At 37.9% G+C, this 25,009-nt stretch carries 21 protein-coding genes; 12 read left to right on the forward strand and 9 right to left on the reverse strand.

The window, feature by feature from the left end; genetic code table 11:
* The first annotated feature begins 36 nt into the window (after window positions 1-36).
* The 4 genes from V7077_RS05280 to V7077_RS05295 all read left to right on the forward strand — a co-directional run bounded on the left by V7077_RS05280 (window position 37) and on the right by V7077_RS05295 (window position 5,516).
* On the forward strand, window positions 37-1,638 hold the full coding sequence (locus V7077_RS05280) for a sensor histidine kinase (RefSeq protein WP_335499080.1): 1,602 nt from the start codon (window positions 37-39) through the stop codon (window positions 1,636-1,638).
* Window positions 1,625-2,329, forward strand: a complete 705-nt coding sequence (locus V7077_RS05285; protein ID WP_335499082.1) for a response regulator — start codon at window positions 1,625-1,627, stop codon at window positions 2,327-2,329. Before V7077_RS05280 ends, V7077_RS05285 begins: the two co-directional genes overlap by 14 nt.
* 240 nt (window positions 2,330-2,569) lie before the next feature.
* Window positions 2,570-3,817: a GGDEF domain-containing protein gene (locus V7077_RS05290; RefSeq protein ID WP_335499084.1), complete on the forward strand. Its 1,248-nt coding sequence runs from the start codon at window positions 2,570-2,572 to the stop codon at window positions 3,815-3,817.
* A 229-nt stretch (window positions 3,818-4,046) separates the two neighbouring features.
* Window positions 4,047-5,516 (forward strand): tagaturonate reductase, encoded by a 1,470-nt coding sequence (locus V7077_RS05295; RefSeq protein ID WP_335499086.1) that lies wholly within the window; start codon window positions 4,047-4,049, stop codon window positions 5,514-5,516.
* A 57-nt stretch (window positions 5,517-5,573) separates the two neighbouring features.
* Here the strand turns inward: V7077_RS05295 and V7077_RS05300 are convergent, their stop codons facing one another.
* Window positions 5,574-5,747, reverse strand: a complete 174-nt coding sequence (locus tag V7077_RS05300; RefSeq protein ID WP_335499088.1) for a hypothetical protein — start codon at window positions 5,745-5,747, stop codon at window positions 5,574-5,576.
* A 48-nt stretch (window positions 5,748-5,795) separates the two neighbouring features.
* On the reverse strand, window positions 5,796-6,308 hold the full coding sequence (locus tag V7077_RS05305) for a DUF3231 family protein (RefSeq protein WP_335499090.1): 513 nt from the start codon (window positions 6,306-6,308) through the stop codon (window positions 5,796-5,798).
* A gap of 265 nt (window positions 6,309-6,573) precedes the next feature.
* On the opposite strand from V7077_RS05305, the gene V7077_RS05310 reads away from it, so the two are divergent.
* Window positions 6,574-8,529, forward strand: coding sequence for an LTA synthase family protein (locus V7077_RS05310; RefSeq protein WP_335499092.1), 1,956 nt, complete (start codon window positions 6,574-6,576; stop codon window positions 8,527-8,529).
* Window positions 8,530-8,574: 45 nt separating this feature from the next.
* Here the strand turns inward: V7077_RS05310 and V7077_RS05315 are convergent, their stop codons facing one another.
* The 3 genes from V7077_RS05315 to V7077_RS05325 all read right to left on the reverse strand — a co-directional run bounded on the left by V7077_RS05315 (window position 8,575) and on the right by V7077_RS05325 (window position 9,887).
* Complete coding sequence (locus tag V7077_RS05315) at window positions 8,575-9,006, reverse strand: spore coat protein (RefSeq protein ID WP_335499094.1); 432 nt, start codon at window positions 9,004-9,006, stop codon at window positions 8,575-8,577.
* Between the two features lie 28 nt (window positions 9,007-9,034).
* Window positions 9,035-9,529 (reverse strand): spore coat protein, encoded by a 495-nt coding sequence (locus tag V7077_RS05320; RefSeq protein WP_335499097.1) that lies wholly within the window; start codon window positions 9,527-9,529, stop codon window positions 9,035-9,037.
* A gap of 145 nt (window positions 9,530-9,674) precedes the next feature.
* Window positions 9,675-9,887 carry a spore coat protein gene (locus V7077_RS05325; protein ID WP_335499099.1) on the reverse strand — a complete coding sequence of 71 codons (213 nt, stop codon included), beginning with the start codon at window positions 9,885-9,887 and terminating at the stop codon, window positions 9,675-9,677.
* Between the two features lie 172 nt (window positions 9,888-10,059).
* Between V7077_RS05325 and V7077_RS05330 the strand changes: the two genes are divergently transcribed.
* The 3 genes from V7077_RS05330 (at window position 10,060) to V7077_RS05340 (ending at window position 15,170) form a co-directional block, all read left to right on the forward strand.
* Window positions 10,060-12,090, forward strand: coding sequence for a YhgE/Pip domain-containing protein (locus tag V7077_RS05330; RefSeq protein WP_335499100.1), 2,031 nt, complete (start codon window positions 10,060-10,062; stop codon window positions 12,088-12,090).
* A gap of 148 nt (window positions 12,091-12,238) precedes the next feature.
* Entirely contained in the window at window positions 12,239-14,116 is a 1,878-nt protein-coding gene (gene htpG / locus V7077_RS05335) for a molecular chaperone HtpG (RefSeq protein ID WP_335499102.1), read from the forward strand.
* 169 nt (window positions 14,117-14,285) lie between these two features.
* On the forward strand, window positions 14,286-15,170 hold the full coding sequence (locus tag V7077_RS05340) for a YitT family protein (protein ID WP_335499105.1): 885 nt from the start codon (window positions 14,286-14,288) through the stop codon (window positions 15,168-15,170).
* 61 nt (window positions 15,171-15,231) lie between these two features.
* Here V7077_RS05340 and V7077_RS05345 read toward each other — a convergent pair whose 3' ends face one another.
* Window positions 15,232-16,464, reverse strand: coding sequence for an MFS transporter (locus V7077_RS05345; protein WP_335499106.1), 1,233 nt, complete (start codon window positions 16,462-16,464; stop codon window positions 15,232-15,234).
* 179 nt (window positions 16,465-16,643) lie between these two features.
* Here V7077_RS05345 and V7077_RS05350 point away from each other — a divergent pair, with 179 nt between their 5' ends.
* Entirely contained in the window at window positions 16,644-17,072 is a 429-nt protein-coding gene (locus V7077_RS05350) for a MarR family winged helix-turn-helix transcriptional regulator (RefSeq protein ID WP_335499108.1), read from the forward strand.
* A 138-nt stretch (window positions 17,073-17,210) separates the two neighbouring features.
* Here the strand turns inward: V7077_RS05350 and V7077_RS05355 are convergent, their stop codons facing one another.
* Window positions 17,211-19,613: a cytochrome P450 gene (locus tag V7077_RS05355; protein WP_420489611.1), complete on the reverse strand. Its 2,403-nt coding sequence runs from the start codon at window positions 19,611-19,613 to the stop codon at window positions 17,211-17,213.
* Between the two features lie 377 nt (window positions 19,614-19,990).
* Between V7077_RS05355 and aspA the strand changes: the two genes are divergently transcribed.
* A complete protein-coding gene (gene aspA / locus V7077_RS05360; RefSeq protein WP_335499110.1) occupies window positions 19,991-21,409 on the forward strand; it encodes an aspartate ammonia-lyase in 1,419 nt (472 codons plus the stop codon).
* A 129-nt stretch (window positions 21,410-21,538) separates the two neighbouring features.
* Window positions 21,539-22,864: a GntT/GntP/DsdX family permease gene (locus V7077_RS05365; protein ID WP_335499113.1), complete on the forward strand. Its 1,326-nt coding sequence runs from the start codon at window positions 21,539-21,541 to the stop codon at window positions 22,862-22,864.
* Between the two features lie 47 nt (window positions 22,865-22,911).
* Here the strand turns inward: V7077_RS05365 and V7077_RS05370 are convergent, their stop codons facing one another.
* Window positions 22,912-23,262 (reverse strand): hypothetical protein, encoded by a 351-nt coding sequence (locus V7077_RS05370; RefSeq protein ID WP_335499115.1) that lies wholly within the window; start codon window positions 23,260-23,262, stop codon window positions 22,912-22,914.
* 289 nt (window positions 23,263-23,551) lie between these two features.
* Here V7077_RS05370 and V7077_RS05375 point away from each other — a divergent pair, with 289 nt between their 5' ends.
* The gene (locus tag V7077_RS05375) at window positions 23,552-24,544 is read left to right on the forward strand and encodes a VanW family protein (RefSeq protein ID WP_335499116.1); all 993 of its coding nucleotides are present in this window, start codon (window positions 23,552-23,554) and stop codon (window positions 24,542-24,544) included.
* A gap of 60 nt (window positions 24,545-24,604) precedes the next feature.
* Here V7077_RS05375 and V7077_RS05380 read toward each other — a convergent pair whose 3' ends face one another.
* Entirely contained in the window at window positions 24,605-24,811 is a 207-nt protein-coding gene (locus V7077_RS05380; RefSeq protein WP_215046289.1) for a methionine aminopeptidase, read from the reverse strand.
* Window positions 24,812-25,009: the final 198 nt, after the last annotated feature.

The following is a 25,009-nucleotide window of genomic DNA, read 5'->3' on the forward strand; positions in this document are numbered from 1 at the left end:
GAGTTTTTTTTATATAATGGAAATAGAGGTGTATGCATGCGTTTACATACGAAGTTAATGCTCGGAATATCTATATTAATAATTATCATGGGGACAATCATCGAATTTTCCTTTAAGAATATTATGGAGTCCAATCTTAAACATGAGATTGGAACAAAGGCCTTGTCAGTTGCGCAAACTATCGCAAATATGCCGGATATCCAGGCTGCATTTCGATCAAATGATCCTTCGGCTTTCATTCAGCCAATAGCTGAAAAAATTCGAAAACAGGTGGGAGCGGAGTTTATAGTAGTTGGGAACCGGAACGAAGTCAGGTATTCCCACCCCAATCCCAACAGAATTGGCCAAAAAATGGTTGGCGGTGATAATGGCCGTGTTTTTGAAGGGAAGTCTGTCATCTCAGAATCGACCGGAACACTGGGGCCTTCACTCAGAGGCAAAGCGCCTATTATTAGTGGGGGAACGGTAATTGGGGTGGTTTCCGTCGGCTACCTTCAGACAGACATTCAAAAAGAGGTAGCAAAAATACAGCAAAAAATCTTTGTTACCACCTTAGTCATCTTAATCGGGAGTTTGATTGCTGCCATACTAATCTCGTTAAATATCAAAAGGGCGATATTTGGGTTAGAACCGAGAGAGATTGCCTGGATGTACCAGGAAAAGCATGCCATCCTCGAGTCTATTCATGAAGGAATCATTGCCATCGATACGGTTGGGCGAATTACGGTAGTGAATGAAACAGCCCATACGATTTTAGGTGTACCAAATGAAGTCCTTCTACGTGGTAAACGAATTGAAACAGTCCTTGAAAATACCCAACTGTATGAAGTGGTTCAGTCCGGACAGGCGGAATATGATCAAGAAATTCTCATTAACGGTGATGTATATTTCGCTAACCGCATTCCGATTTTTGATAAAAAACGAGATGTAGTAGGTGCGGTTGCAAGCTTTCGGAATAAATCAGAACTGGCCAATTTATTAAAGGAATTATCTCATATTAAAGCATATGCAGAGGGATTGCGGGCGCAAACGCATGAATACTCGAACAGGTTATACACACTGCTTGGCCTCATTCAGCTTGGCTCTTATAAAGAGGCAATTGATTTTATCTCAAAGGAAGTAGATGTAGCACAAGGGTTTATTCAATTTTTAATGAGAGAGATACCTGACCCGATTATTGCGGGATTTGTTTTAGGGAAGGTTAGTCTCGCCAGCGAATTAAAAATTGACCTTTCCATTGATCGTGAAAGTAGTTTTAAAGATGTACCTGTAGAAATTAGTCGAGATAGGTTAGTTACGATTATCGGCAATCTTATCAACAATGCTTTTGAGGCAGTTAGAGAAAGCCAAAACGATGAAAAAAGAGTCTCGCTCTTCTTAACGGATCTAGGCAAGGAATTAATTATTGAGGTAGAAGATAATGGAGTGGGCATAGACACCAAGGTTCAAGATTACATCTTTAAGCCTGGTTTTTCTACTAAAAAGACAAACAGTAATTCTGGTATCGGTCTTAGCTTAGCCCAAAGGGCCATTAATGACTTAGGCGGCTATTTGACATTTACATCAACGAAAGGGGAAGGGACCATTTTTACGGCAGCTATACCAAAGTGCAGGGGGATGTTAAATGAAGGGGAATAAAGATATCGAAGTGCTAATAGTGGAAGATGACTTAAGAATTGCAGAAATTCAGAAACGATTTCTTGACCTGATTGAGGGCTTTCAACCCGTTGGGATTGCCGTTAGCTATGTAGAGGCCAAAACGTTAATAGAAGTGCTGCAGCCTGATTTGATCCTCCTTGATGTTTACTTTCCTGATATGAACGGATTAGATTTATTAAAAGAAACAAAGCTCCAAACGAAACAAATGGATGTCATCATGATTACAGCTGCTAAAGAGATTGATAAAGTTCAAGCGGCAATTCGGTTGGGGGTGTTTGATTACATTATTAAACCGGTGATTTTTGAACGATTTAAACAATCTTTACAAAGATATCAGGAATATCATGCCAAATTTTTAAAACTAGCCAAGGAGGATTCCTATATTTCCCAGCAGGAGGTCGATAAACTGTTTTGGAAAGAGACCGACGGCACTACAAATGAAAAGGCTTACCTTCCTAAAGGGATTGATCCTCTTACACTTGAAAAAGTAATTGAAGTCCTTGGGAAAGTAACCACCGGACTTACAGCAGAAACTGTTGCAAAAGAGGTAGGCGTTAGTCGAACTACTGCAAGAAGGTATCTCGAACATTTAGTATCAATTGAAAAAATTGATGCTGATTTGTCCTATGGAACAGTTGGCAGACCGGAACGGGTTTACCTATTACAGTAAAAGGCAGGAGTTTTTGGTTTAATTTAACAGGTAAAATGTTCATTCTGATAATGGGGTGGATTTTTTATTATTCGAACATTATCAACCAAGAGAAGTGAACGACAAATGTTTAGAAAAGTTAAAGTTAATAAAAAATAATAATTACCTATGTCTTAATATTTTGTTAATATATTATTATTAATTATGGATGATTCACAACTTCTAAAGCACTTAAGTAGATGGAGAGAAGGCCAAGACAGAATGAGCAAGGATAAAATTTATATCATCACCTTATTTTTAGTATCACTGTTAAGCTCATTATTCCCAAAGAGTCACTTCTTCGGTGAAATGCTTTTTTTCAAAGCACTACTCATCTACTGGATATTTACAGTCCTTTCTTTCCATTTACGAACGATCAGTAAGAAAGGGAATGTTACAATTGATTATGGCCTCAATTACAGTCTATCGTTTATTTTAATATTTGGCCCAATCGGTTTATTAGTATATGAATCCCTTTTTCGGATCACTGCCTATTTTTATAAAAAAGTAACAAAAACGGATGACCCTGAAGAGTTTCTCCACATCTTTTATAACATCGGTTCTTTTGTCCTGCAAAATACGATCACCTTTTTTCTATACCAAATCCTAAACAAATCCTTTTCTGTTGTTCCATTTGGATTTTGGATTTTAATGTTTATACTGGTCATTGTAAATGCGATTTTATCAGACACTTTTTTAGTTATTATTTTTTATCTGATGAAAGAAATCAGCACAAAAAAGGAACTGGTTAGTTTTGTAAAAAGTAGAAGTATTCTTGATCTCCTTCGAATTTCCTTTATTAATGGAATGTTATTTCTATTGATTAAAGAAGGATTATGGGAAATGGTCCTTGGTTTATTTATCATCAATTATTTAGTAGGTCATTCGTTTATTTCCAAGGCACAATTAATTCAGCATAAGCTTGAGCGTGATCAATTTGAACAAATGGCCTATTCAGACTTCTTAACCGGAGTCCATAATCGGGCTTATATGGATAAGAAAATGACCGAGCTTAACCACTGTGATGAATGGATTGGGATTGTGGTTTGTGATATTGACAATTTTAAAAGAATAAATGATAACTATAATCATGCTGTAGGGGACCAAGTCATTATCCATTTTGCCCATAAACTTCAAACTTATCTTGAGAAGAATGATCTCTTATTTAGGAGTGGCGGCGAAGAGTTCACTATGTTTTTACGGAATAAAGATTATGAGGAAACAACCTGTTTGTTAAAAAAAATTCTTACACATATTGAAAATTGTACTTTAAACTTAGAGTTCAAAGGTGAAACGATTCAGGTCCAATATACTTCCTCAATGGGTCTTTATTTTTTTAAATTAAATGAGCGTATATCAATAGAAAAAGGATATATTCAAGCTGACCAATTAATGCTTGAATCTAAAATAAATGGCCGAAATAGATTAACCGCACAAAAAGCACCAATCGAAATTAATTTCTTGCAGTGAAAGGAAAGAGGTGATGTGGTCTGATTAAGGACATCACTCTTTTTTTTATAATAATATTTTCAGTCTTAGCAATATGTTAACGTTAACAAAATAGTTTACTGCTTTTCACTATTTTGTTAAACTGGAATTATTATTAGAATAGCAATGGTGATACGGGCAAATAAATATGTAGTGCGTATATTTGTTAACGTGTGCAATTGAACTTAATTTGGTTAAACAGGGGTGGAAAATGCAGAGTTTAAATCGAACAAATTATAAGCAATACAATATTTATCCAGAGAAAATCCTGCAATTTGGGGAAGGAAACTTTTTAAGAGGCTTTGTTGATTGGCAGGTTCAGGTTCTCAATCAGAAAACAAATTTCAATGGAAGTGTGGTAGTTGTGCAGCCAAGAGGTTTTGAAAAAATTGACAAACTAAACCGTCAAGATGGCCTGTTCAGCCTCTATTTACAAGGAATTAAGGACGGAGGCCCTGTTAATGAACATATGGTCATTGACTCCATTAGCAGAGGAATTAACCTCTTTACAAACTATCAAGACTATATGAAACTTGCTGCGAGTACTGATCTGCGCTTTATCATCAGCAATACCACTGAAGCGGGGATTACTTTTGATCCTGACGATAAATTTGAGGATCGGCCTCAGAGGAGTTTTCCGGGTAAATTAACTGCTTTTCTATATCAACGCTTTCAAGCCTTTGACGGTGATATCAAGCGCGGATGTATCATTATTCCTTGTGAATTGATAGAAAATAATGGTGTAAAGCTTAAAGAAATCGTCCTAAGATATGCTGATTTCTGGAATTTAGGTAGTGAATTCACTGCATGGCTCGAGCAGGCCAATACGTTTTGTTCGAGTCTGGTTGATCGAATTGTCCCTGGATTCCCAACAGACAGTGCGGATGAAAAAATGGCTGAAATTGGTTATCAAGATGATTTGATGGTAGTTGGAGAACAGTATCATCTATGGGTGATTGAGGGACCCGAATTCTTAATGGAGGAGCTTCCCATCCACGGAACAGGCTTAAACACGCTTATTGTCAATAACTTAACTCCTTTTCGCACCCGAAAGGTGAAAATCCTAAATGGAGCCCATACGGCGATGACCCCTGTTGGTTATTTAGCTGGTTTGGATACGGTTGAAGAGTCGGTTAATGATCCTGAAGTTGGTCTCTTTATTAAAAACCTAATAGCAGAGGAAATCATTCCGACACTAGAAGGGGATTTGGGAGAGCTTACGGTTTATGCCGGGGAAGTATGGAATAGATTTGCTAATCCATATATTAAGCATTACTTAATGAGTATTTCTTTAAATTCGATATCGAAATTTACAACCAGGAATTTACCCGCTTTACTTGAATATGTTGCTGTGAAACAAACACTGCCAAAACGGATGGTCTTCTCGTTAAGCAGCTTAATTTATTTTTATCGAGGCAAGCGGGCCGAGGAGGATATCCAATTACAGGATCATTGCGAAATATTACAATATTTCGCAATGATTTGGAAACAATATGAAGATAATTTAATAGATATAAAGGAACTAACAGAGAGAGTTCTTAGCGAACAAAAACTTTGGGACATAAATCTTGCGTCTATTCCTGGATTAGTGGATGTTGTGTCCGCTAACCTTCTAAATATAATTCGGTTAGGTTTTAGGAAAGCACTTAAAGAATTATCCGGAACATCGATAAGGCAATGATGGAGAAACATAAAGGGACAGTAAAACAATACTGTCCTTTTTTTGCGTATTTCTAGATTACATATTTGTACTGTTGGTTTGATTTTTTAATTCGTCTTTAGCAATTTGCTCCATACTGTTTCCGCCATAATCGGGAACATCCCCTGCGTGCTCACGGTGATATTCAGAACCAGATCCCTGGGGACTTTTTATTGCATTATTGTTTGGCTGCTTAGAGTCCTGTGTAGACATTAAAATCCCTCCAATGTGGATAATGAAAAGTGCTCGAAATGCTCTCTTTTAACAGTCGTGATGTTTAGTAAAATGAAGCGGAGGTGGAATCAGCCAGCCTTTTTCTTTATTTAACCGCAAAATCTTTGCACCAAGCGCTGCTTTTTGAGTATGGAATTGTCCATACATCATGGCAACATCTTCCCTAATAGACATTCCAATGACTTGACTGCATGCGACTAATCCGGCAGCCGTGTCTGCTGCAAGGGTAGCGGCAATCGCTGGATCCGGAATTCTGGCACCAATTGGAATGTCTTCTAAACATGCCTCCGGTGGGTCAGGCATAACTGGTGGCAGACCAACACCATTTTCCTTCAAAAGTTCTTCAATCTGCTTCTTTTGCTGTTCGCCTGTTTCGATAGCTTCAAGAAGAACCTTTTTTAAATCCTCGTCACCAGCATGATTTAACATTGTTTTATAACCAGAAATCATATTGTTTCCGGCTAACTGTGAAGCCCAAATATCAAATACCTCGCCATAATGTAAGGGCTCGTCTTTTGGATTCCCACTTAATATTCCCATCGTTACCCTCCTTAAGGTGTTAGAAAAGTTGTTCAGGACTAGTGCCTCCTTCCTTGAAGTGCACAGAGATAGTTTTCCTACGCACTTCCGAATTCATTCTCTTACCCAATAGTTTCTTCTATTCATACAAAAACATTTTTAACTTTTGTTCATTAATTGTTCATATTTACCTGTTAAGATAGATGTTAGTGAATTTGGGTACAAACTTCTATTTAATTGTCCAATCTTTTTTGTCATAATATTGCACTATGAGGTGAATAGAAACATGAATAAGTTACGTATTAAGGGTCAAAGTATTTTCAATAAATATGTTGGCTTTTTATTTTTGTCTGTTCTTTTACTATGGTTGAAAACTTACTTAGTCCAATTAACGCAATTTCAATTGGGCATAGAAAATACATTGCAAAAATTTCTTTTGTTTTTTAATCCATTAGGTTCTTCCTTGATTTTTTTAGGAATATCCGCCTTCTTTAAAGGAAGAAAAAAATATATTTCAATGATGGTTATTTATTTTTTATTATCTTTTCTATTATTTGCGAATGTGGTTTTTTACCGATTTTTTAACGACTTTATCACACTGCCAACACTAACGCAGACTCAAAACTTTGGGGACGTGAGTGGAAGTGTGTTTACATTATTAAAACCATATGACTTACTATTCTTCCTTGACTTTATCGTTTTACTTGCTTTACTTGCTTTTCGGATTGTTAAGATGGAAATGATGGATATAAAGCGTAAAAAGATTTCTGTTTTATACTCTTTAGCTTTGATGATTTCATGTGTGAACTTATCGCTGGCGGAAATGGATCGTCCACAGTTATTAACTAGAGGATTTGACCGAAATTATATCGTGAAATATCTAGGAATGTATAATTACACGATCTATGATGCAGTTAAGAGCACACATGCATCCGCACAAAGAGTAATGGCTAGTAGTGATGATATTACTGAAGTTATCAACTACACAAAGTCTAACTATGCCGAACCAAATCCGGCTTACTTTGCTAAGGGTAAGGGTATGAATGTGATCTACTTACACCTTGAATCCTTCCAAAACTTTTTGATCAATTATAAGTTAAATGGGGAAGAGGTTACACCGTTTTTAAACTCATTGATAAAAGACCAAAATACAATGTATTTTGATAACTTTTTTCATCAAACAGGGCAAGGAAAAACATCTGATGCAGAATTTATGCTCGAGAATTCTTTGTTTGGCTTACCAGAGGGATCTGTTTTTACAACGAAAGGGTTAAACACATTCCAAGCTGCACCTGCCATTTTAGGGCAGAACGGCTATACTTCAGCTGTTTTCCATGGTAACTCCGGAAGTTTCTGGAATCGGAATGAAATATATAAATCGTTTGGTTTTGACAAGTTTTATGATGCCAACTATTATCAGATTAATTCCTCTGATGAGGCAGAATATGGTTTAATGGATAAACCATTCTATCAGCAATCCATCCCGCTATTGGAATCACTGCCACAGCCGTTTTATACCAAATTTATTACGGTTGCCAATCACTATCCGTATGCGATGAATCAAAAAGATGCAACGATCGCACCGGCTTCAACAGGTGATAAGTCTGTGGATGGATATTTCCAAACGGCTCGATATGCAGACGAAGCATTAAGGCAATTTTTTGATTATCTTAAGAAGTCTGGGTTATATAACAATTCCATTATTATTATGTACGGTGACCATTATGGTATTTCTGAAAATCATAATAAAGCCATGGCAAAAGTACTTGGCAAAGAAGAAATTACATCTTTTGATAGTGCTGGATTACAGCGTGTACCGTTGTTTATCCGTGTCCCTGGCGTGCAGGGTGGGGTAAACCATGAGTATGGCGGTCAAGTTGACCTTCTGCCAACTGTTCTTCATCTATTAGGTATCGATACAAAAGATAATGTCCAATTTGGTACGGACTTACTGTCTAAACAGCATGATAGTTTAGTGGCATTCCGAAACGGCGACTATGTGAGCCCAACGATAACTTCGGTCGATGGTAAATATTATGATTCAGCTACTGGGCTTAAGCTAGAATCGGACAAACTGGCTGAGGCAAAGAAATATAAAGAGATGGTCCAGGAAAAACTTACTTTTTCAGATAAAGTAGTCAATGGAGATTTATTACGTTTCTATACTCCAAAAAACTTTACCCCTGTTGACCGTTCAAAATATAATTATAATCTTGCCCAAAAAGAGGAAACAACTAAATAAAAAAGGCTGCCAGCTGGCAGCCTTTTTTTTGTTTAATCATTTTAATTATAGAACATCTAATTTTGCAACAATCGCAACTAGAACTTGAAGTAATGCTTGGATGTTCACAGAGACTTGTGTATCTGTTGTTGTCACTTCTACACATTTACTGCCCTGAATGACTGTTTTTTGAGAATTACGTTGTTTTGATTTGAAGAATTGTTTAAAATCCTGTGCGACTGCACTGCCTTTTTCAGAATCTCCAATTGTGATACTAATGACAACTGCAATAGCAACTTGAATAGCAGCTTGTAGGGAAACGGCTGCTTGAGTATCAGTTGTGTGAACAGTGACGCCTTCAGAATCTTTTACGACAATCCATTCAAAGGATTCTTGGGTAGTTGAAGACACTTGGTCTCCTTCTTGTAAAACGTTTGCTTCGTTTCCTTTACCTTTATCGTCACAGTGATCCAATGCTTTCCATTTGTTTTCGCTCATGTTATTTTCACCTCTTATTGTTTTTTTTTTATAGAACGTCTAACTTAACCACTAATGAAACAAGTACTTGTAATAGTGCTTGGATATTGACAGATAGGTCTGTATCAGTGGTTGTAATAGTGATATCTTTTGAATTTTCGACAATAACTTTTTGCTTGTTTGTCTGTTCAGAATCAAACACCTGCATTAGATCTTGCAAAACACTTTGACCTGTTGGTGAATCTCCAATTGTAATTCTAACGACAATCGCAATAGCTAGCTGTAGTCCAACTTGTAAGGAAACGGCTGCTTGTGTATCAGTCGAATGAACCTTGACGTTGCAAGAATCTTTAATAAAGATTAGCTCATCAGATTCTTGATCTACAAAAGAGAATTGGCCCGCTTCTTGTGCTACTTCTGCGTTATGATGTTTTTTCTCATGCTCGTCATGCTTGGAACTGGATTTATGCTCTTTTTTCTCGTAGTCACGATGGTTCTTCTCGCCGCTGCTGCTTTTTTGTTTATCTCTGCTGGATGATGCCATTTATAAAACACTCCTTTTTGTTAGTTTCGATTTAATATATGAGGTTGTCTCCTGTTATGATTGGACGAGTCCCTAAAACAAGCCTATTTTTTAAAAAATGAACTCAAAAAAAACGCCTATTCAGGCGTCTTAAGTGGTTCATTTATTAATCTATTTTCTTTTCGTTGGGGGGGTTTTTAACAAACGAATCCACTTGCTGAGATAAATCTTTGATTAAATCTTTTAACATTTGTTTTTGTTCCTCAGATAAGTTTCCTTTCGCTTTGTCCAAACTGATTCCATTTTTTCGAAAAATATCACTTACCAGTAAATCAATCACTGTATTAGGTATGATTGGATTGTCCGATGACTTGCTCACAGAAATGCCCCTTTCATCAAGTATTTTATATCAGCATATGCAACCACACTCATAATCACCTGAACGAAATGCCTAAATATCTCACACAAAAAAATGATTATTCATTCCCTGAATCTAGTTAAGCAAATAGTGGAAAGCTAAGTGGAGGAACTCTTACAAAAGGCGGGGGACTATGGGTAAAATATGGAACATCTATAGGACTGATTGGAAAAATATAAGTAAAGTGCCAATTGCTATCTTGTTATTGGGGGCACTCACAATACTGCCATCCGCCTATGCTTGGATTAATATTAAGGCAATGTGGGACCCATACAGCAATACCTCTGGAATTAAAGTAGCAGTGGCCAATGGAGATGAAGGAACGGAAATCCAAGGAAAAAAAATAAACGTTGGAAAAGAAATTGTCCAAAATCTAAAAGAAAATAAGAAACTTGGCTGGAAATTTGTTAATTACACTACCGCCAAATTGGGAGTCAAAAAAGGTGAATATTATGCCTATCTCTATATCCCTGCTGACTTTTCAAAAAAAATAACCAGCATTCTTGAAATTAATCCGAAAAAGCCGCAGATCTTGTTTGGGGTAAATGAAAAGATTAATGCTGTTGCTCCAAAAATTGCAAGCTCAGGGGCATCAAGTGTCACCAGTCAAATTAGCCAGGCATTTGTCAAAACAGTGGGAGATGCCATTTTTTCCGGTTTTTATAAAGCAGGAGTTGAGCTAGAGAAGGCCTTGCCATCGATTCACAATATGGAGGAACAAATCTTCAAACTAGAACAGGCATTACCGGAAATCAATGCAATGGGAAAGAAAGCGATTGAGTTAGAAGGGAAACTGCCCGAAATTAGAGAAAAAGGTCAAAAAATCATCGAACTGGAGCAAAGAATCCCTGAAATAACCCAGGCTGGGAGCAGTATTCTAAAAGTGGAAGCGAATCTGCCGCTCGTCAATGAAGCAAGTGAGAAAATATTGGCACTTCAAGAGAAATTGAGTGATTTAAATCGTGTAAATGAAATAGTAACTCAAGTCGAAGCAAATTTATCCGAAATGGAAACGACTATTACAGAAGCGATAGAGCGTACCTCACAAGCTGCCACACAGGCTGAAACTAGTGAAAATAATTCAAAGCTAACAACTCTTCATGATGATTTAGTAAGCCTTCACAATACCATTATGCGAGCTCGTGTTGATCTCCAGCAGAAGGTTTCAGAAGGGGAACAAATAATAAACAGCTCCGCCAATTTCATGAAAAATGACCTTCCCACTATTGAAAAAAAGATTCATCAAGCAGCTGATTTTGTTCGAAATGACCTGCCTTCGTTAGAGAATGATATTCAAAAAGCCGCTAATCTTGTTCGTACAAAGCTGCCTGAATTAGAATCAGCTGTACATAAAGCAGCTGATCTCGCAAGAAATGATCTACCAGGATTTGAATCGCAAATTAGAAGCACAGCTGATAAACTTCGAAGATTAAAAGGCAGTGTGGATGTGAATGATCTAATTCAATTTTTGAAGCATGATCCGCAAGCGGAGAGTAACTTTTTATCTAGTCCTGTTCTGTTAAAGACCAAAAGGATATTTCCAATTCCTAATTATGGTTCAGCAATGACACCTTTTTATACGATGCTCGCACTTTGGGTAGGTGCTACCTTCCTGATTGCCTCACTTCGAGTAGATGTAGAGGACAACAACCAACAGTATAAAAGCTATCAGGTTTACTTTGGAAGGATGCTTACTTTTCTTACGATTGGAGTCAGTCAAGCAGTTATCGTTTCACTTGGTGATTTACTAATCCTCCATACTTATGCTGTTGATAAACTATGGTTTGTTCTTTTTTGTATTTTGATTGGGCTGGTATTTGTTACGATTACTTTTACCTTATGTTCTGTCTTTGGTACAATCGGGAAAGGTTTAGCCATCATTCTTTTAGTGCTGCAAATTTCAAGTTCAGGTGCTACCTTTCCTGTTAGTACAACCTCATCGTTTTTTCAATTGATATATCCTTTTATGCCGTTTACGTATGCTGTAAGCTTGCTGCGAGAAGCGGTGGGAGGAATGGTCTGGGATGTGGTGGTGAAGGATGTGTTTTATTTACTAATCTTTACAGCAGCCAGCATTCTTTTAGCCTTAGTCTTGAAAAAACCTTTGAGCAAACGAATTCAAAAGACGGCAGAACTAGCAAGGGCTTCAAAGATTATCCAATAAAGCAATTTGCTTTTGTAAAAACGAGCATCCACCAGGGTGCTTTTTTTCTTGACAAAAATTTAATATTTATGTTATTAAAATAATTGTTAGCACTCACTGGTCAAGAGTGCTAAAATATAGTTATATTTTGCAAAAAGGAGAGGTCTTGATGGAAACCAAGCAATTTAAAGCAGAGTCAAAACGATTACTAGATATGATGATTAACTCGATTTATACACACCGAGAGATTTTCTTAAGAGAGTTATTATCAAATGCTAGCGATGCGATAGATAAAATTTACTATAAGGCTTTAACTGATGATACGTTGACCTTTGACCAAGATAGCTACTACATAAAAGTCACAGCTGATAAGGGTAATCGATTATTGAAAATCACTGATACTGGTATAGGCATGACGAAGGAAGAACTTGAAAATAACCTTGGTACGATTGCGAAAAGTGGCTCGTTAGCTTTCAAAAAAGAAAATGAAATTAAAGACGGTTACGATATCATTGGTCAGTTCGGGGTTGGTTTTTATTCAGCCTTTATGGTGGCAGATGAAGTATCCGTTCTAAGTAAGGCATTAGGCAGTGAGGAAGCCTATAAGTGGGAATCAAAAGGAGCAGATGGATACACCATCACTCCATGTGAGAAAGATTCAATTGGTACCGAGATTACCTTGAAAATTAAAGAAAATACTGAAGATGAAAATTATGATGAGTATCTTGAAGAGTACCGTTTAAAGTCAATCATCAAGAAGTATTCGGATTTTATCCGCTATCCAATCAAAATGGATGTTACAGAACGTAAGCTCAAAGAGGGCAGTGAAAATGAATTTGAAGAAGTAGTGGAAGAACAAACCATTAACAGCATGGTTCCTATTTGGAAAAAGAATAAGAAGGATTTAACAACAGAGGACTATGAACTTTTTTACTCGGAAAAACGCTATGGTTTTGATAAGCCGCTTAAACATATTCATATCAGCGTGGATGGGGCGGTAAGATATAACGCCATATTATATATCCCGGAGAATATTCCATTTGATTATTACACACAGGAATTTGAAAAAGGGTTAGAGTTATATTCCAATGGTGTGTTAATCATGAATAAATGTGCTGATTTACTTCCGGACTATTTTAGTTTTGTGAAGGGTATGGTGGACTCTGAAGATCTATCTTTAAATATCTCCAGAGAAATGCTTCAGCATGACCGTCAATTAAAGCTAATTGCCAAAAACATTAATAAGAAAATCAAAAGCGAATTGTTATCGATATTAAAGAATGACCGTGAAAAGTATGAAACATTTTTTAAATCATTTGGAAGACAACTAAAATATGGTGTTTACAGTGATTATGGAAGCCATAAAGAAGAACTCCAGGATTTATTAATGTTCTACTCATCCAAGGAGAAAAAATTGGTCACTCTTGACGAGTATCTATCAAGAATGCCAGAGGACCAAAAATATATTTACTATGCAACCGGGGAATCGAATGATCGGATTGATAAGCTGCCACAAACGGAATTAGTTGCGGACAAGGGCTATGAAATTCTCTATTTCACTGATGAGATTGATGAGTTTGCCATTAGAATGATAATGTCTTATAAAGAAAAAGAATTTAAATCAGTTTCCAGCGGTGATTTAGGCTTTGAAGCAGAAGAAAATCAAGATACGTCTGCAGAGGAGCAAGACAATAAAGAATTATTTGAGTTTATGAAAAATGTTTTAAAAGATAAGGTTAAAGATGTAAAAGTATCGAAACGACTTAAAACTCATCCAGTATGTTTAGCAACTGAGGGGGAAGTCTCGATTGAAATGGAAAAAATCTTAAATGCTATGCCGAACAGCCAAAATATTAAAGCAGATAAGATTTTGGAAATTAATGTTCATCACGAGGTGTTTGCATCATTAAAGGATGCCTTCGAACAGGACAAGGATAAGGTAACCTTATTTACAAACTTGCTATACAATCAAGCATTGCTAATTGAAGGCTTACCAATTGAAGATCCAGTTGAATTTACAAATAATATATGTAAGGTAATGGTATAAGAAATGGGGGTTGCAGAGGCTGCAATCCCTTTTTTCTTTTTTTGAAATATGAACTACGGTTCAAATTTATTTAAAAATATGGTATAATCATATAAAGAACATATTTATTTAGGGATTCCTGCTAGATTGGATGATCTTACGGCAAATACAATGAATAAGGAGTGGTTGAATGACAGAATTGATGAAGGAAAACTTTCAGCATCGGAAATTGCCTCTGAGCAAGGTGATTTTTCGAATCATCGCCATTACCATTGGAGCTATTCTAATGGCCACAGGACTAGAAATATTTTTAGTGCCTAACCACGTAATTGATGGGGGAATAACTGGTATCTCCATTATGCTGGCGCATCTGACCGGATGGAAATTAGGACTCTTTCTATTTATTTTGAACCTGCCTTTTGTTTATCTCGGTTACAAACAAATGGGAAAAACCTTTGCATTTTCAACAGTTTATGGAATTATCGTATTATCCATATTTACCTCGTTTTTTCATCCCATTCCTCCTTTTACAGAAGATATCCTCTTGGCCACCCTATTTGGCGGAATGATTTTAGGAATAGGAGTGGGGCTTGTCATACGTAATGGCGGTGCATTAGATGGCACAGAAATCCTAGCTCTTGTTATTAGCAAAAAGGTTCCTTTTTCAGTTGGTCAAATCATTATGTTTATGAATATTTTTATCTTAGGCGCAGCAGGCTTTGTCTTTACCTGGGATCGTGCTATGTACTCGTTATTAGCGTATGTCATTGCTTCGAAAGCAATCGATACGGTTGTACAAGGGCTTGAGGAAACTAAATCTGTCTGGATTATTAGTGACAATGCCGATGAAATCGGAAATGCCGTAAATGACCGGCTAGGACGAGGAGTAACCTACTTAAATGGCGAAGGGGCCTATACAGGAGATGATAAGAAAGTTATTTTCAGTATCATTTCTCGATTGGAAGAATCGAAACTCACGACCATTGTGGAAGATATTGATCCTACCGCATTTCTAGCCATTGCTGACATTGCTGAAGTTCGCGGCGGACGTTTTAAGAAGCGGGATATTCATTGACTAATGACAGATTTCAAAAAGAAAAAGGGGCTGTCAGCAAGACAGATCCCTTTACGTACGTTTAATGACCTAATTCAACATCATCAACATGATTAATGTGCTTTTTGTTTATTAAAATAAACAGTACAGAAATGATAACAAAACTTCCTCCAACAATAAAAGGAACAGATGGATTATAAATTTCTGCCAGCTTACCAGCCATAAAAGGGGCAATGGCGCCGCCGATAAAGCGAAGGAAGCTATACGCAGCTGACGCTGTTGAGCGTTGAACAGGGGCAGCATTCATTACTGCAGTAGTAATAAGTGTATTGTTATTACCTAATAATGCACCAGCGGCAATAACGCAAGTAATGATAACTGCTTGTGAAGATGTCCATGTACCCATGACAAAAAGGAGGATACCAAACAACACTAACATTGCACACATTGATTTAATGGTTCCAAACCTAGACTGTAATTCAGGAGCCATAAAGACAGAGGTAATCGCAAGTAAGATTCCCCATCCTAGGAATACAAAGCCCAGTCCATGTTCATCCAATCCCATCACAAACGGGGCATAAGCGAGCAGTGTGAAAAAGCCAAAATTATAAAGGGCGGCCGCAATTCCAAAGACAAGTAATGAACGGTGTTTGAGGGCGCGGAATGGGTCTAGAATAGATGTTTTTGCCTGGTTAGCATGTTGATGTTGTTGAGACTTTGGCATTAATACAATTAATCCAATAAAAGCTATCACCATTAGGACAGCAACACCCAGAAAAGGTCCTCTCCAGGACATTGCCCCTAACCAGCCTCCAAGCAGCGGACCTACAGAAATCCCCAGACCAATTGCTGCTTCATACAAAATAATGGCTTTAGCTGTTCCGCTTTTGGATAGCGAGACAATGGCAGCAAGTGCAGTTGCAACGAATAAAGCATTTCCTAATCCCCAGCCGCCGCGAAGACTTACAAGGGTCCATATTCCATTTGAAAATCCTCCAAGTGCGGAAAATACAGCAATGATAACAATGCCGGAAAGGAGGGTCCACTTAATACCGAGTCTTGAAGAAATCATCCCGGTGATGAGCATGGCGACTGCCATAACAGCATTGTAGCTGGTGAACAGTAAGGTAACTTGACTATGTGTGGCGTGCAATTGTTCTGCAATGGCAGGCAGGATGGGGTCTACTAAACCTAGACCCATGAAAGCAATGATACAAGCGAAAAACACGGCCCATACTGACTTTGGCTGTGTTAGTAATGATGGTTGCACCTCTGATTTTGAGGCTGACGCAATCGATTGTGGTGTGGATGACATTCACATCTCTCCTTTTTAATTGGTTGAATATAGTTGTATGATGAAAGTATATATGATTGTATTATACAACTATTTTCCACTTCGTCAATGATGTTTTCTGTTGCTGACGCGAAAATAAAAATGAATTATGATTATGATATGATAATGATTAGGAATATTGAATACTGTGAGGTTATAAAATGAATGAAAATGCTCTAGAAATGATCGAACTTGAATTAGCAATCTTGCTCCGACGAACCACTTCGGATAATAATCATAAGAAGGTTGGGAGTCTCGACCGATCTGCCTATCTGTTACTTCGTCGCATCGCCATGAAAGGGGCGGTAGGCGTAAAGGTGTTAGCAGGTGAATTCCAATTGGATATATCAACGGTTAGCAGACAAGCAGCAGCTTTAGAGCAGAAAGGCTGCTTATATAAAATTCCTGATCCGTTAGATGGAAGGGCTTATACGTTTGAAATTACGGAGGTAGGAAAAAAAGAATTAAAAGAACATATGCAGGCGCGTTTTGAACGGATTACAGAATTACTTCAAGATTGGCCGGAAGAGGAGTGCCGAGTTTTCGGCGAGCTGCTAAGAAAATTCAATCATTCTTTTTTAGAACGGTAAATTTGCCGCCACTTATAGAAAAACAAAAGAGGTACCATTGAGTTGAAGGACTCATTGGTTACCTCTTTTTAATTTCGACAGTTATTAGCTGGTATCCGCCAGCAGCGAACCGCCAGCAGCTGGAGCAGGGTCAGCAATTTACCCTTTTAAAGGTGATAACATTTGGATAAACCTTTCAAAAGGAAGTTCGCAGGCCGGATATTTTTCTAATAAATCCAGCATTGTCAGCCTTTTTTCAGCAATTATTTCTTCATTACTTTCAAGCTGCTCCAATTCTTTTTTGTGTGGAGGGCAGACTGTCCATTCAATCAATTCGTGGAGCTGGATCTGCGTAACACTCTCTTCCAAGTTCACACTATATTTTAAGAGATCCGAAGTACGTATAGGAAAATCAAGTGGAAGGTGGAACATTTTTTCCTTGTCTCCGGATAGAATTAGTTGTTCATTGCTCTCCAAAGCATATCGACTTAATACACGTTCAACTAGTTCAGATGAATTCTGAGGAAGTAGAGCGGTTTGGAGGGTGTCCATAGACACAGCAACTTGCTGGTTATCTTGGTTCTGCAAGCTAATAAATTGAATCGAAAGTGAGTTATCAACCCTTTTTTCTCTATCCTCAATTCCCAACGCATTAAAAACAGCGGGCCATAATTGCTCGTGCCATGATTCGAATTGGTTTTCAAAATCCGCACTCGCATCTCCCTGACCTTTCTGAACGATACGGCTCGCGCCTTTTTCAGCAAGCTTTTCATCAAGGAAGGTAGGAATACTTTGATAGGTACTTGCCCAATTTGTATCACCGCAGCCAAACACAGCAAACCGGATGGATGATAGTGATTCACTCTCCGATTCTTTTAACCATTTCACAAATTTACGAGCATTTTTTGGCGGGTTACCATTATAAGAGGAACAGATAATGATAACAGCCCCTTGTTTAGGAAGTTTGCCAACAAACTCATCGAGAGGGGCAACCTCACTTTGGAACCCTTTAAAACGTGCTGTTACAGATAAATCATGGGCAAGTCCTTCAGCCGTGCCCATATTTGATCCATACAACACCAGCAGCGGTGTGCTATGTGAAGAGGGAGCACGCTCTGCTTGAAATTTGTTCCCTGCCGCCATAAGAGCTGCACGTGGTGTATCCTGTAAAAAAGAAACAGGAGAATCATATTTACGCGGTTGAACTTTTATGTATAATTCATCCGGTTTAAATGTTAACGTCTCTTTTATTTTCAATTGATAGTTCGTATAATCAATTAACTCAAATTGTTTTAAAATCATCCCGATTAACAGGGTAGCCTCATGCATGGCAAATTGCTGCCCTATACAAGCTCGTTGTCCATTCCCAAATGGTTTGAAAGCGTGGTGTGGGATTTTTTTAGGATCGGCAAACCGTTCGGGAATAAATTCTTCGGCATCATCACCCCAGGCATTGGGGTCGCGATGTAATACGGGCAATAAAATGTTGACTACATCTCTTCGCTTAAGCGGATAGGTTCCTGCTAACAATGTATCCTCCTTTGCGTACAAAGAGAAAAGCGGTGCGGTTGGCCAGAGTCGTAAAGATTCATTTAAAATCATTCGAATATACTTTAATTGGCGGACTTGCTGATAGGTTGGGATCGAACTTGTCAGCACCCGGTCTACTTCTTCATAGGCTTTTGCACGAACTTCAGGGTGTTTCATTAAGAAATAAAGGGCAAAGGATAGTAACCCGCTTGTGGTTTCATGTCCTGCTATTAAAAATGTAATGATTTGATAACGAATATTTTCATCGCTTAGTTTTTCACCTGTGACCGGGTCTTCACAATCCAGCATACGGGATAGTAAGTCTTCCGCATCATGGCTTTCACTCTGTTTTCTCTCTTCGATTATTCGATCTACTAGGGAAAACATGTACTCGATATCACGATTAAACTGGCGCTTTTTTTTGATCAGCAGCTTGTCTTGAACGCCGAGACGATTACTTTGATTCATTGCTTCGTCAAGGGCACGTCCCATACTTTTAATAAATCGGTGCGGCTTTTCTCGATAGAAACTATTAAAGCGATAATTGAAACCGCATAAGCCAATGGTATCCAGTGTAAGCCTTGTCATATCTTCAGGAACATTAATACTTTCATCCGAATTGAGGCGCGACCATTTTTGTACAAGCTGTAAGGCTATGTCAACCATCATGGAATGATACCCCTTCATGGCACTTTGGCTAAAGCTGGGAAGAAGTATGTTATGGGCCTTGCGCCAGTTATCCTCTTTGGTCCAGCTTGTAAACAGCCCATCCCCAGAAAATGCCCGTACCTTCTGCAATGGGGCATTTACCAGCTTATCAAAACGGGACTCATCAGATGCATCTTTCACTAAGTCAGCAGAGGATATAAAAATACCTGTGCCGGTAGGAAATTTAAGTTTAAAAATGGGACCATATTCATAGGAAAGTTTCATAATGGATTGAGATGGTTGATGTAAATCTAGTTGTGGGAGATTGCCAAGCGGGCCGTACGTTTTGGGTTGTGGAATAATTCCAAGAGTAGTTGTAACCATTTCAACTAGTAAACCTCACTTTCAAATTACCTTCATTTTTTAAAATTTTATAATATTGAAATAATATTGAGATGATTATAACATGAATAACTTATTAATATAAGATATTAGTAAAATAAAGATTATGACAAATTTCTACACAGGTAACTAAAACCGACATGAAACCACTCTTTCTTCTGTGGAAATTAATGACGGAATGATGGCTTATTTGGCAAAACTATAAAAAAATTTATAACGCGTCCCGAAATATTATTATTTTAACAGAACAATTTTGAATTTGACCGAGAATTATGGCCGAAAGTAGAGACAGAGTCATTTTTTATTGTTATTATTTTTTTGTGAGGAAAGTACGTTTTTAAAAAGGAGACAGAAAAGCTATGATTACAAACAGAACCGAACAAGATTTCTTAGGGAAAAAAGAAATTCCACTAGATGCCTACTATGGAATCCAAACACTAAGGGCGGTTGAGAATTTCCCAATTACAGGGTACTCCATTCACGAAGAATTAATCAAAGCATTGGCAATGGTAAAAAAGGCAGCAGCTAAAGCCAATATGAATACTAAGAGATTATATTCAGGGCTTGGTGAGGTGATTTGTCAAGCAGCTGATGAAGTTATTGCTGGTAAGTGGAATGATCAATTTATTGTCGATCCAATTCAAGGCGGCGCGGGGACATCTATGAACATGAACGCAAATGAAGTAATCGCCAATCGTGCACTTGAATTACTTGGTCATGCCAAAGGTACCTATATTCACTTAAGTCCAAATACGCATGTCAATATGTCACAATCTACGAATGATGTATTCCCGACAGCCATTCATATCTCTTCTCTAACATTACTGGAGAAATTACTTGTAACGATGGATGATATGCTTGCCGTTTTCAGGGAGAAGGCAAAACAATTTGAAAACGTTATCAAAATGGGACGAACCCACCTGCAGGATGCCGTTCCAATCCGCCTTGGACAAGAATTTGAAGCCTACTCCCGTGTTGTTGAACGAGATATAAAGAGGATCTCAAATTCGAAAAAACATTTATATGAAGTTAATATGGGGGCCACTGCGGTTGGTACGGGTTTAAATGCCGATCCTCAATATATTAAAGATGTGGTAAAACAGTTGGCCGATATTAGCGGACTCCCATTAGTCAATGCTGAACATCTCGTTGATGCGACTCAAAATACGGATGCCTATACCGAGGTGTCGGCTGCATTAAAAGTTTGTATGATGAATATGTCCAAAATAGCCAATGACCTGCGTTTAATGGCATCTGGTCCGCGAGCAGGACTTGGGGAAATTAACTTGCCGCCCCGCCAGCCAGGTTCGTCCATCATGCCAGGAAAAGTAAACCCGGTCATGCCGGAACTAATTAACCAAATTGCCTTCCAGGTAATTGGAAACGATCATACCATCTGTCTGGCTTCAGAAGCTGGTCAACTGGAATTAAATGTGATGGAGCCTGTACTGGTGTTTAATTTACTTCAGTCTATTAGTATTATGAATAATGGATTCCGTTCCTTTACTGATTTTTGCCTAAAGGGGATTGAAGCAAACGAAGCGCGTTTAAAAGAATATGTAGAAAAAAGTGTCGGTATTATCACAGCTGTTAATCCGCATCTGGGTTATGAAGTGGCTGCTCGAATTGCCAGAGAAGCGATTGTAAGTGGCAAATCGGTTCGCGAATTATGTTTGCAGCATGATGTACTGACGGAAGAAGAATTAGACCTTATCTTAAATATATTTGAAATGACTAAACCAGGAATAGCTGGTGCAGCGCTTTTAGATCGAGATTAATAAGTAAGCCTTCATCCTTAGATTTCTTAGGATGAAGGCTTTTTAGTTTAACGTAAATCGAATTTTAATAAAACAAATGTTAACAATAAGAGGGAATATAACAACAATTTCTATGAGGATGGTGTTTGTATGGATACTTTTTTATTACTGATGACGCTCGTGTCAATTGTCATCGTTGTTCTGGGTGTATCATGGTTTAAATGGCATGCATTTATCAGCTTACTAGTGGCAAGTTTGTTTTTAGCATTAGTATCAGGGCTATCACTAGATAAAATTGTGTCTGCATATGAAACAGGGGTAGGCGGGGTCCTTGGGCATTTAATCGGCATTTTGGCTTTAGGAACCATTCTAGGTAAAATGATGGCAGACTCTGGAGCGGGCATGCAGATAGCAGAATACTTTATACGCATTTTTGGGGTTAACAAATTACCCTGGGCCATGATGTTATCAGGATTTATTATTGGGATTCCTGTATTTTTTGAAGTGGGGATTTTAATCCTATTACCTTTAGTCATTTCAGTTCATAAATCATCTAAACAAAATATTTTATTAATTGCCTTACCTTGTATTGCCGGATTATCGATCGTTCATGGACTGGTTCCGCCACATCCAGGGGCATTGGCAGCCATCAGTATCTACAAAGCAAATCTAGGAAAAGTCCTCTTATATTCGCTAATCATTGCAATTCCAGCTGTTATTATTGCAGGTCCATTGTTTGCCATGTGGGTTAATAAAAGAGTCATACCACAAGGAGAACCTGAGTTGATTCGAATTAGCAATAAAGCTAAATCATTACCTAGTACAGGTATTTCTTTTTTTATCATTCTACTGCCTGTATTACTGATGATCCTATCAGCCATCGCTCCTTACTTAAAATTAACGGCAGGAATAACAAAATTTCTCATTTTTATCGGGAGTCCTATTATTGCTCTGCTTATCTCTGTTTTTGTAGCCTACTATTTCCTTGGCATGCGAAGAGGGATGGGTAAAGAGGCTATTAAAACATTGACAGAGGAATGTTTGCTGCCGGTCGGTTCCATCGCCTTAATCATTGGGGCTGGGGGTGGATTTAAACAAATATTAATTGAAAGTGGGGTAGGGGATACCATCGCACGAATGGCTGAGAATTTATCTCTATCTCCACTAGTTTTGGCTTTTTTAATTGCAGGATTAATTCGGATTGCAACTGGATCAGCTACAGTAGCCTTAACCACGGCCGCCGGGATTGTTTCGCCAGTGGTTGCTGGGATGACAGACGTGAATCTAGAATTACTTGTAATAGCGACGGGAGCAGGATCGTTAATGTTTTCACATGTTAATGATGCAGGTTTTTGGATGGTAAAAGAATATTTAGGACTAAGTGTTCCGGAAACGTTTAAAACATGGACAGTCTTAGAAACAATCCTTTCATTTGTCGCATTTGGGGGTGCAATGCTCTTAAATATGCTGTTATAAGACAAAACAAAAAGGGCTAAGCGCCCTTTTTGTTTTTTTTGAAGTTTTTATTTATCCTTTTCTTTTTCCTTCTTATTGTCCGGTTTTTTTTCACTTAAGGAACGATAAATTTGTGTATACATACTGCCTTGTTCAATATTTTCTAGGAAGAAGGGACCGATTAGCTCTAAGTATTCTTCGTCTTCAAACATTTTTTTATTTTGTAATTCCATTTCAGCTAATCCCTCATAAATGGTGAGAAGGGCGTAAGTATGATCTTCTCCTGATATAGGAGTCAGGATCTCGACCTTGTGATCATAATTTTCGCTTCTAAACTTTTTAATCTCCCTTAAATTATCTATTCCTTCTTTAAACTTATCTTGTTTAATGACAAACGTCTGATGGACATATACAGACATTTAAGCACCTCCTATAAATGAACAAACCTAGGTATTACTATTTACCTATCTCGTGTATTTATTCAAAGTTTTTAGTCCGAAAGTTATATTTTTCTTTTATGACAGCAGAAAAGTCATTTTATTACTAGAAAAAGTGATAGAATGAACCCATGTCAAATGTAGGAAAGTGGAAATAAAAATGGAATAAATAGGATTATGAATGAAACCAAATTAGCGGATATTCGTCAAATCATATAGTAATAGGTTAAGAGAAATATTCAAACGAAATAACGAGTAAAGTTGGGGGAAAATGAAAAAGTTTACTAGAATCATCATCATTTTATTGGCAGGCTGTTTAGTAGGATTAGCTGGTTGTTCAGAGCAAAACACAAAAGAAAAAGAAGCGATTGCGGCAGGTCCGCAAAAAAGCGAGCAAGACAAACAATTGAAGGCAAAGCAGAAAAAGAAAGCGGAAAAACCGGTTTTTGTAAACCTTATCGATCCGAATTCCAAAAGTGTCATTAAAACATTAAAACCAAAAGAAATGGGATATGGATCAGATGATGGAAAATATAAAGCCCAATTAGCCGAATTATCGAGGGAATTGGCGAGGGGTACAAATGAGACGCCTGGATATGACAAAAGAATGAACCTCGACAAACTTGATGTAAATGGTCAAGTAATAAAAGGTTCGCCGCAAACGATCCTTGAAGAGGAAGAACTGATTGATAAAATTATTCAAGCCTCTTTAAAAGGCGGTGACGTTGAAATCCCCTTGTATGTGACAGGAAGCGGCTACAAGCCTGAAGAGGCAGCTCAGTTAGGAGAGGTAGTCGTTGCCTCTTATACGACCCGCTTTAATAGCGGCGTGGCCGGCAGGTCGAAAAATATTGCACTATCGGCGGACGCGATTAATAATGTTATTCTGGGTGCTGGAGACTCCTTTTCCTTTAACACCACTGTAGGACCAAGTGATGCTGAGCATGGGTATCAACCTGCACCGGAAGCTCTAGATGGAAAGTTAGTGGACGGAATTGGCGGTGGCATTTGTCAAACCTCGTCCACCTTGTATAACGCAATTGATAAATTAGCTGTTAGTTATATTGAAAAACATCATCACTCTCTGCATGTGGGCTATGTCCCAACTGGAAGAGATGCAACCGTTTCTTATGGCGGCTATGATTTTCGATTTAAAAATACGACGGGTGTCCCTCTTATGATAAAATCAACTGTCCGGAGAGGTTCCCTCACGGTTGAAATTAGAACCGCGAGGGTTTATCAAAATCAAGTTAAAAAGAGTTAATAAGTAAAAATCCCAGCCTCGGTATGCTGGGATTTTTCTTTTTTAACATTTCCTTACCAACTACCTCATTTCTTCCCAATCAACATATTGACCGCTGCCTTGGCATCCAGGGCATTCAAATGAATTAAAGTAGGCAAACTCATTATAAGGATATACCGTATAGCCTCGACCTTCACAATCAGGGCATTTTCCTTGGTCTTTCATAGTCGAGACATGATTTTGATATCTTGCCTCTTTCCATTGATTAAATGAGTTGAGTAGTCCCATTTTCTTCACCTCATCATTTTTTCTTAGTATGGGGGAAAAATGGAATATTTATGCTTGTATGTTTTAATAATAAAAGGGGTATCGTAGAAAATTGTTGATAGATTTCATTTTGCTCCTGCTATATTATATGAAAGCGCTCTCCGGAAAGTGAGTCATCCGTTGTTTAGCTTGTACAAAATTTTTAAAAAATGGCTGTGT

It is taken from the genome of Neobacillus vireti (genome assembly GCF_036962465.1).
GTDB lineage: Bacteria > Bacillota > Bacilli > Bacillales > Cytobacillaceae > Neobacillus > Neobacillus vireti_B.

Bases quoted from the DNA above. Each gene is read 5' to 3' on its own strand.
- V7077_RS05350 (WP_335499108.1), top strand. From the start codon at position 16,644: ATGAATGAAAATGCTCTAGAAATGATCGAACTTGAATTAGCAATCTTG.
- V7077_RS05295 (WP_335499086.1), top strand. From the start codon at position 4,047: ATGCAGAGTTTAAATCGAACAAATTATAAGCAATACAATATTTATCCA.
- V7077_RS05290 (WP_335499084.1), top strand. From the start codon at position 2,570: ATGAGCAAGGATAAAATTTATATCATCACCTTATTTTTAGTATCACTG.
- V7077_RS05300 (WP_335499088.1), bottom strand. From the start codon at position 5,747: ATGTCTACACAGGACTCTAAGCAGCCAAACAATAATGCAATAAAAAGT.
- V7077_RS05280 (WP_335499080.1), top strand. From the start codon at position 37: ATGCGTTTACATACGAAGTTAATGCTCGGAATATCTATATTAATAATT.
- aspA (WP_335499110.1), top strand. From the start codon at position 19,991: ATGATTACAAACAGAACCGAACAAGATTTCTTAGGGAAAAAAGAAATT.
- V7077_RS05310 (WP_335499092.1), top strand. From the start codon at position 6,574: ATGAATAAGTTACGTATTAAGGGTCAAAGTATTTTCAATAAATATGTT.
- V7077_RS05320 (WP_335499097.1), bottom strand. From the start codon at position 9,529: ATGGCATCATCCAGCAGAGATAAACAAAAAAGCAGCAGCGGCGAGAAG.
- V7077_RS05355 (WP_420489611.1), bottom strand. From the start codon at position 19,613: ATGGTTACAACTACTCTTGGAATTATTCCACAACCCAAAACGTACGGC.
- V7077_RS05375 (WP_335499116.1), top strand. From the start codon at position 23,552: ATGAAAAAGTTTACTAGAATCATCATCATTTTATTGGCAGGCTGTTTA.
- V7077_RS05315 (WP_335499094.1), bottom strand. From the start codon at position 9,006: ATGAGCGAAAACAAATGGAAAGCATTGGATCACTGTGACGATAAAGGT.
- V7077_RS05380 (WP_215046289.1), bottom strand. From the start codon at position 24,811: ATGGGACTACTCAACTCATTTAATCAATGGAAAGAGGCAAGATATCAA.
- V7077_RS05330 (WP_335499100.1), top strand. From the start codon at position 10,060: ATGGGTAAAATATGGAACATCTATAGGACTGATTGGAAAAATATAAGT.
- V7077_RS05365 (WP_335499113.1), top strand. From the start codon at position 21,539: ATGGATACTTTTTTATTACTGATGACGCTCGTGTCAATTGTCATCGTT.
- V7077_RS05370 (WP_335499115.1), bottom strand. From the start codon at position 23,262: ATGTCTGTATATGTCCATCAGACGTTTGTCATTAAACAAGATAAGTTT.
- V7077_RS05285 (WP_335499082.1), top strand. From the start codon at position 1,625: ATGAAGGGGAATAAAGATATCGAAGTGCTAATAGTGGAAGATGACTTA.
- V7077_RS05340 (WP_335499105.1), top strand. From the start codon at position 14,286: ATGACAGAATTGATGAAGGAAAACTTTCAGCATCGGAAATTGCCTCTG.
- V7077_RS05305 (WP_335499090.1), bottom strand. From the start codon at position 6,308: ATGGGAATATTAAGTGGGAATCCAAAAGACGAGCCCTTACATTATGGC.
- V7077_RS05345 (WP_335499106.1), bottom strand. From the start codon at position 16,464: ATGTCATCCACACCACAATCGATTGCGTCAGCCTCAAAATCAGAGGTG.
- htpG (WP_335499102.1), top strand. From the start codon at position 12,239: ATGGAAACCAAGCAATTTAAAGCAGAGTCAAAACGATTACTAGATATG.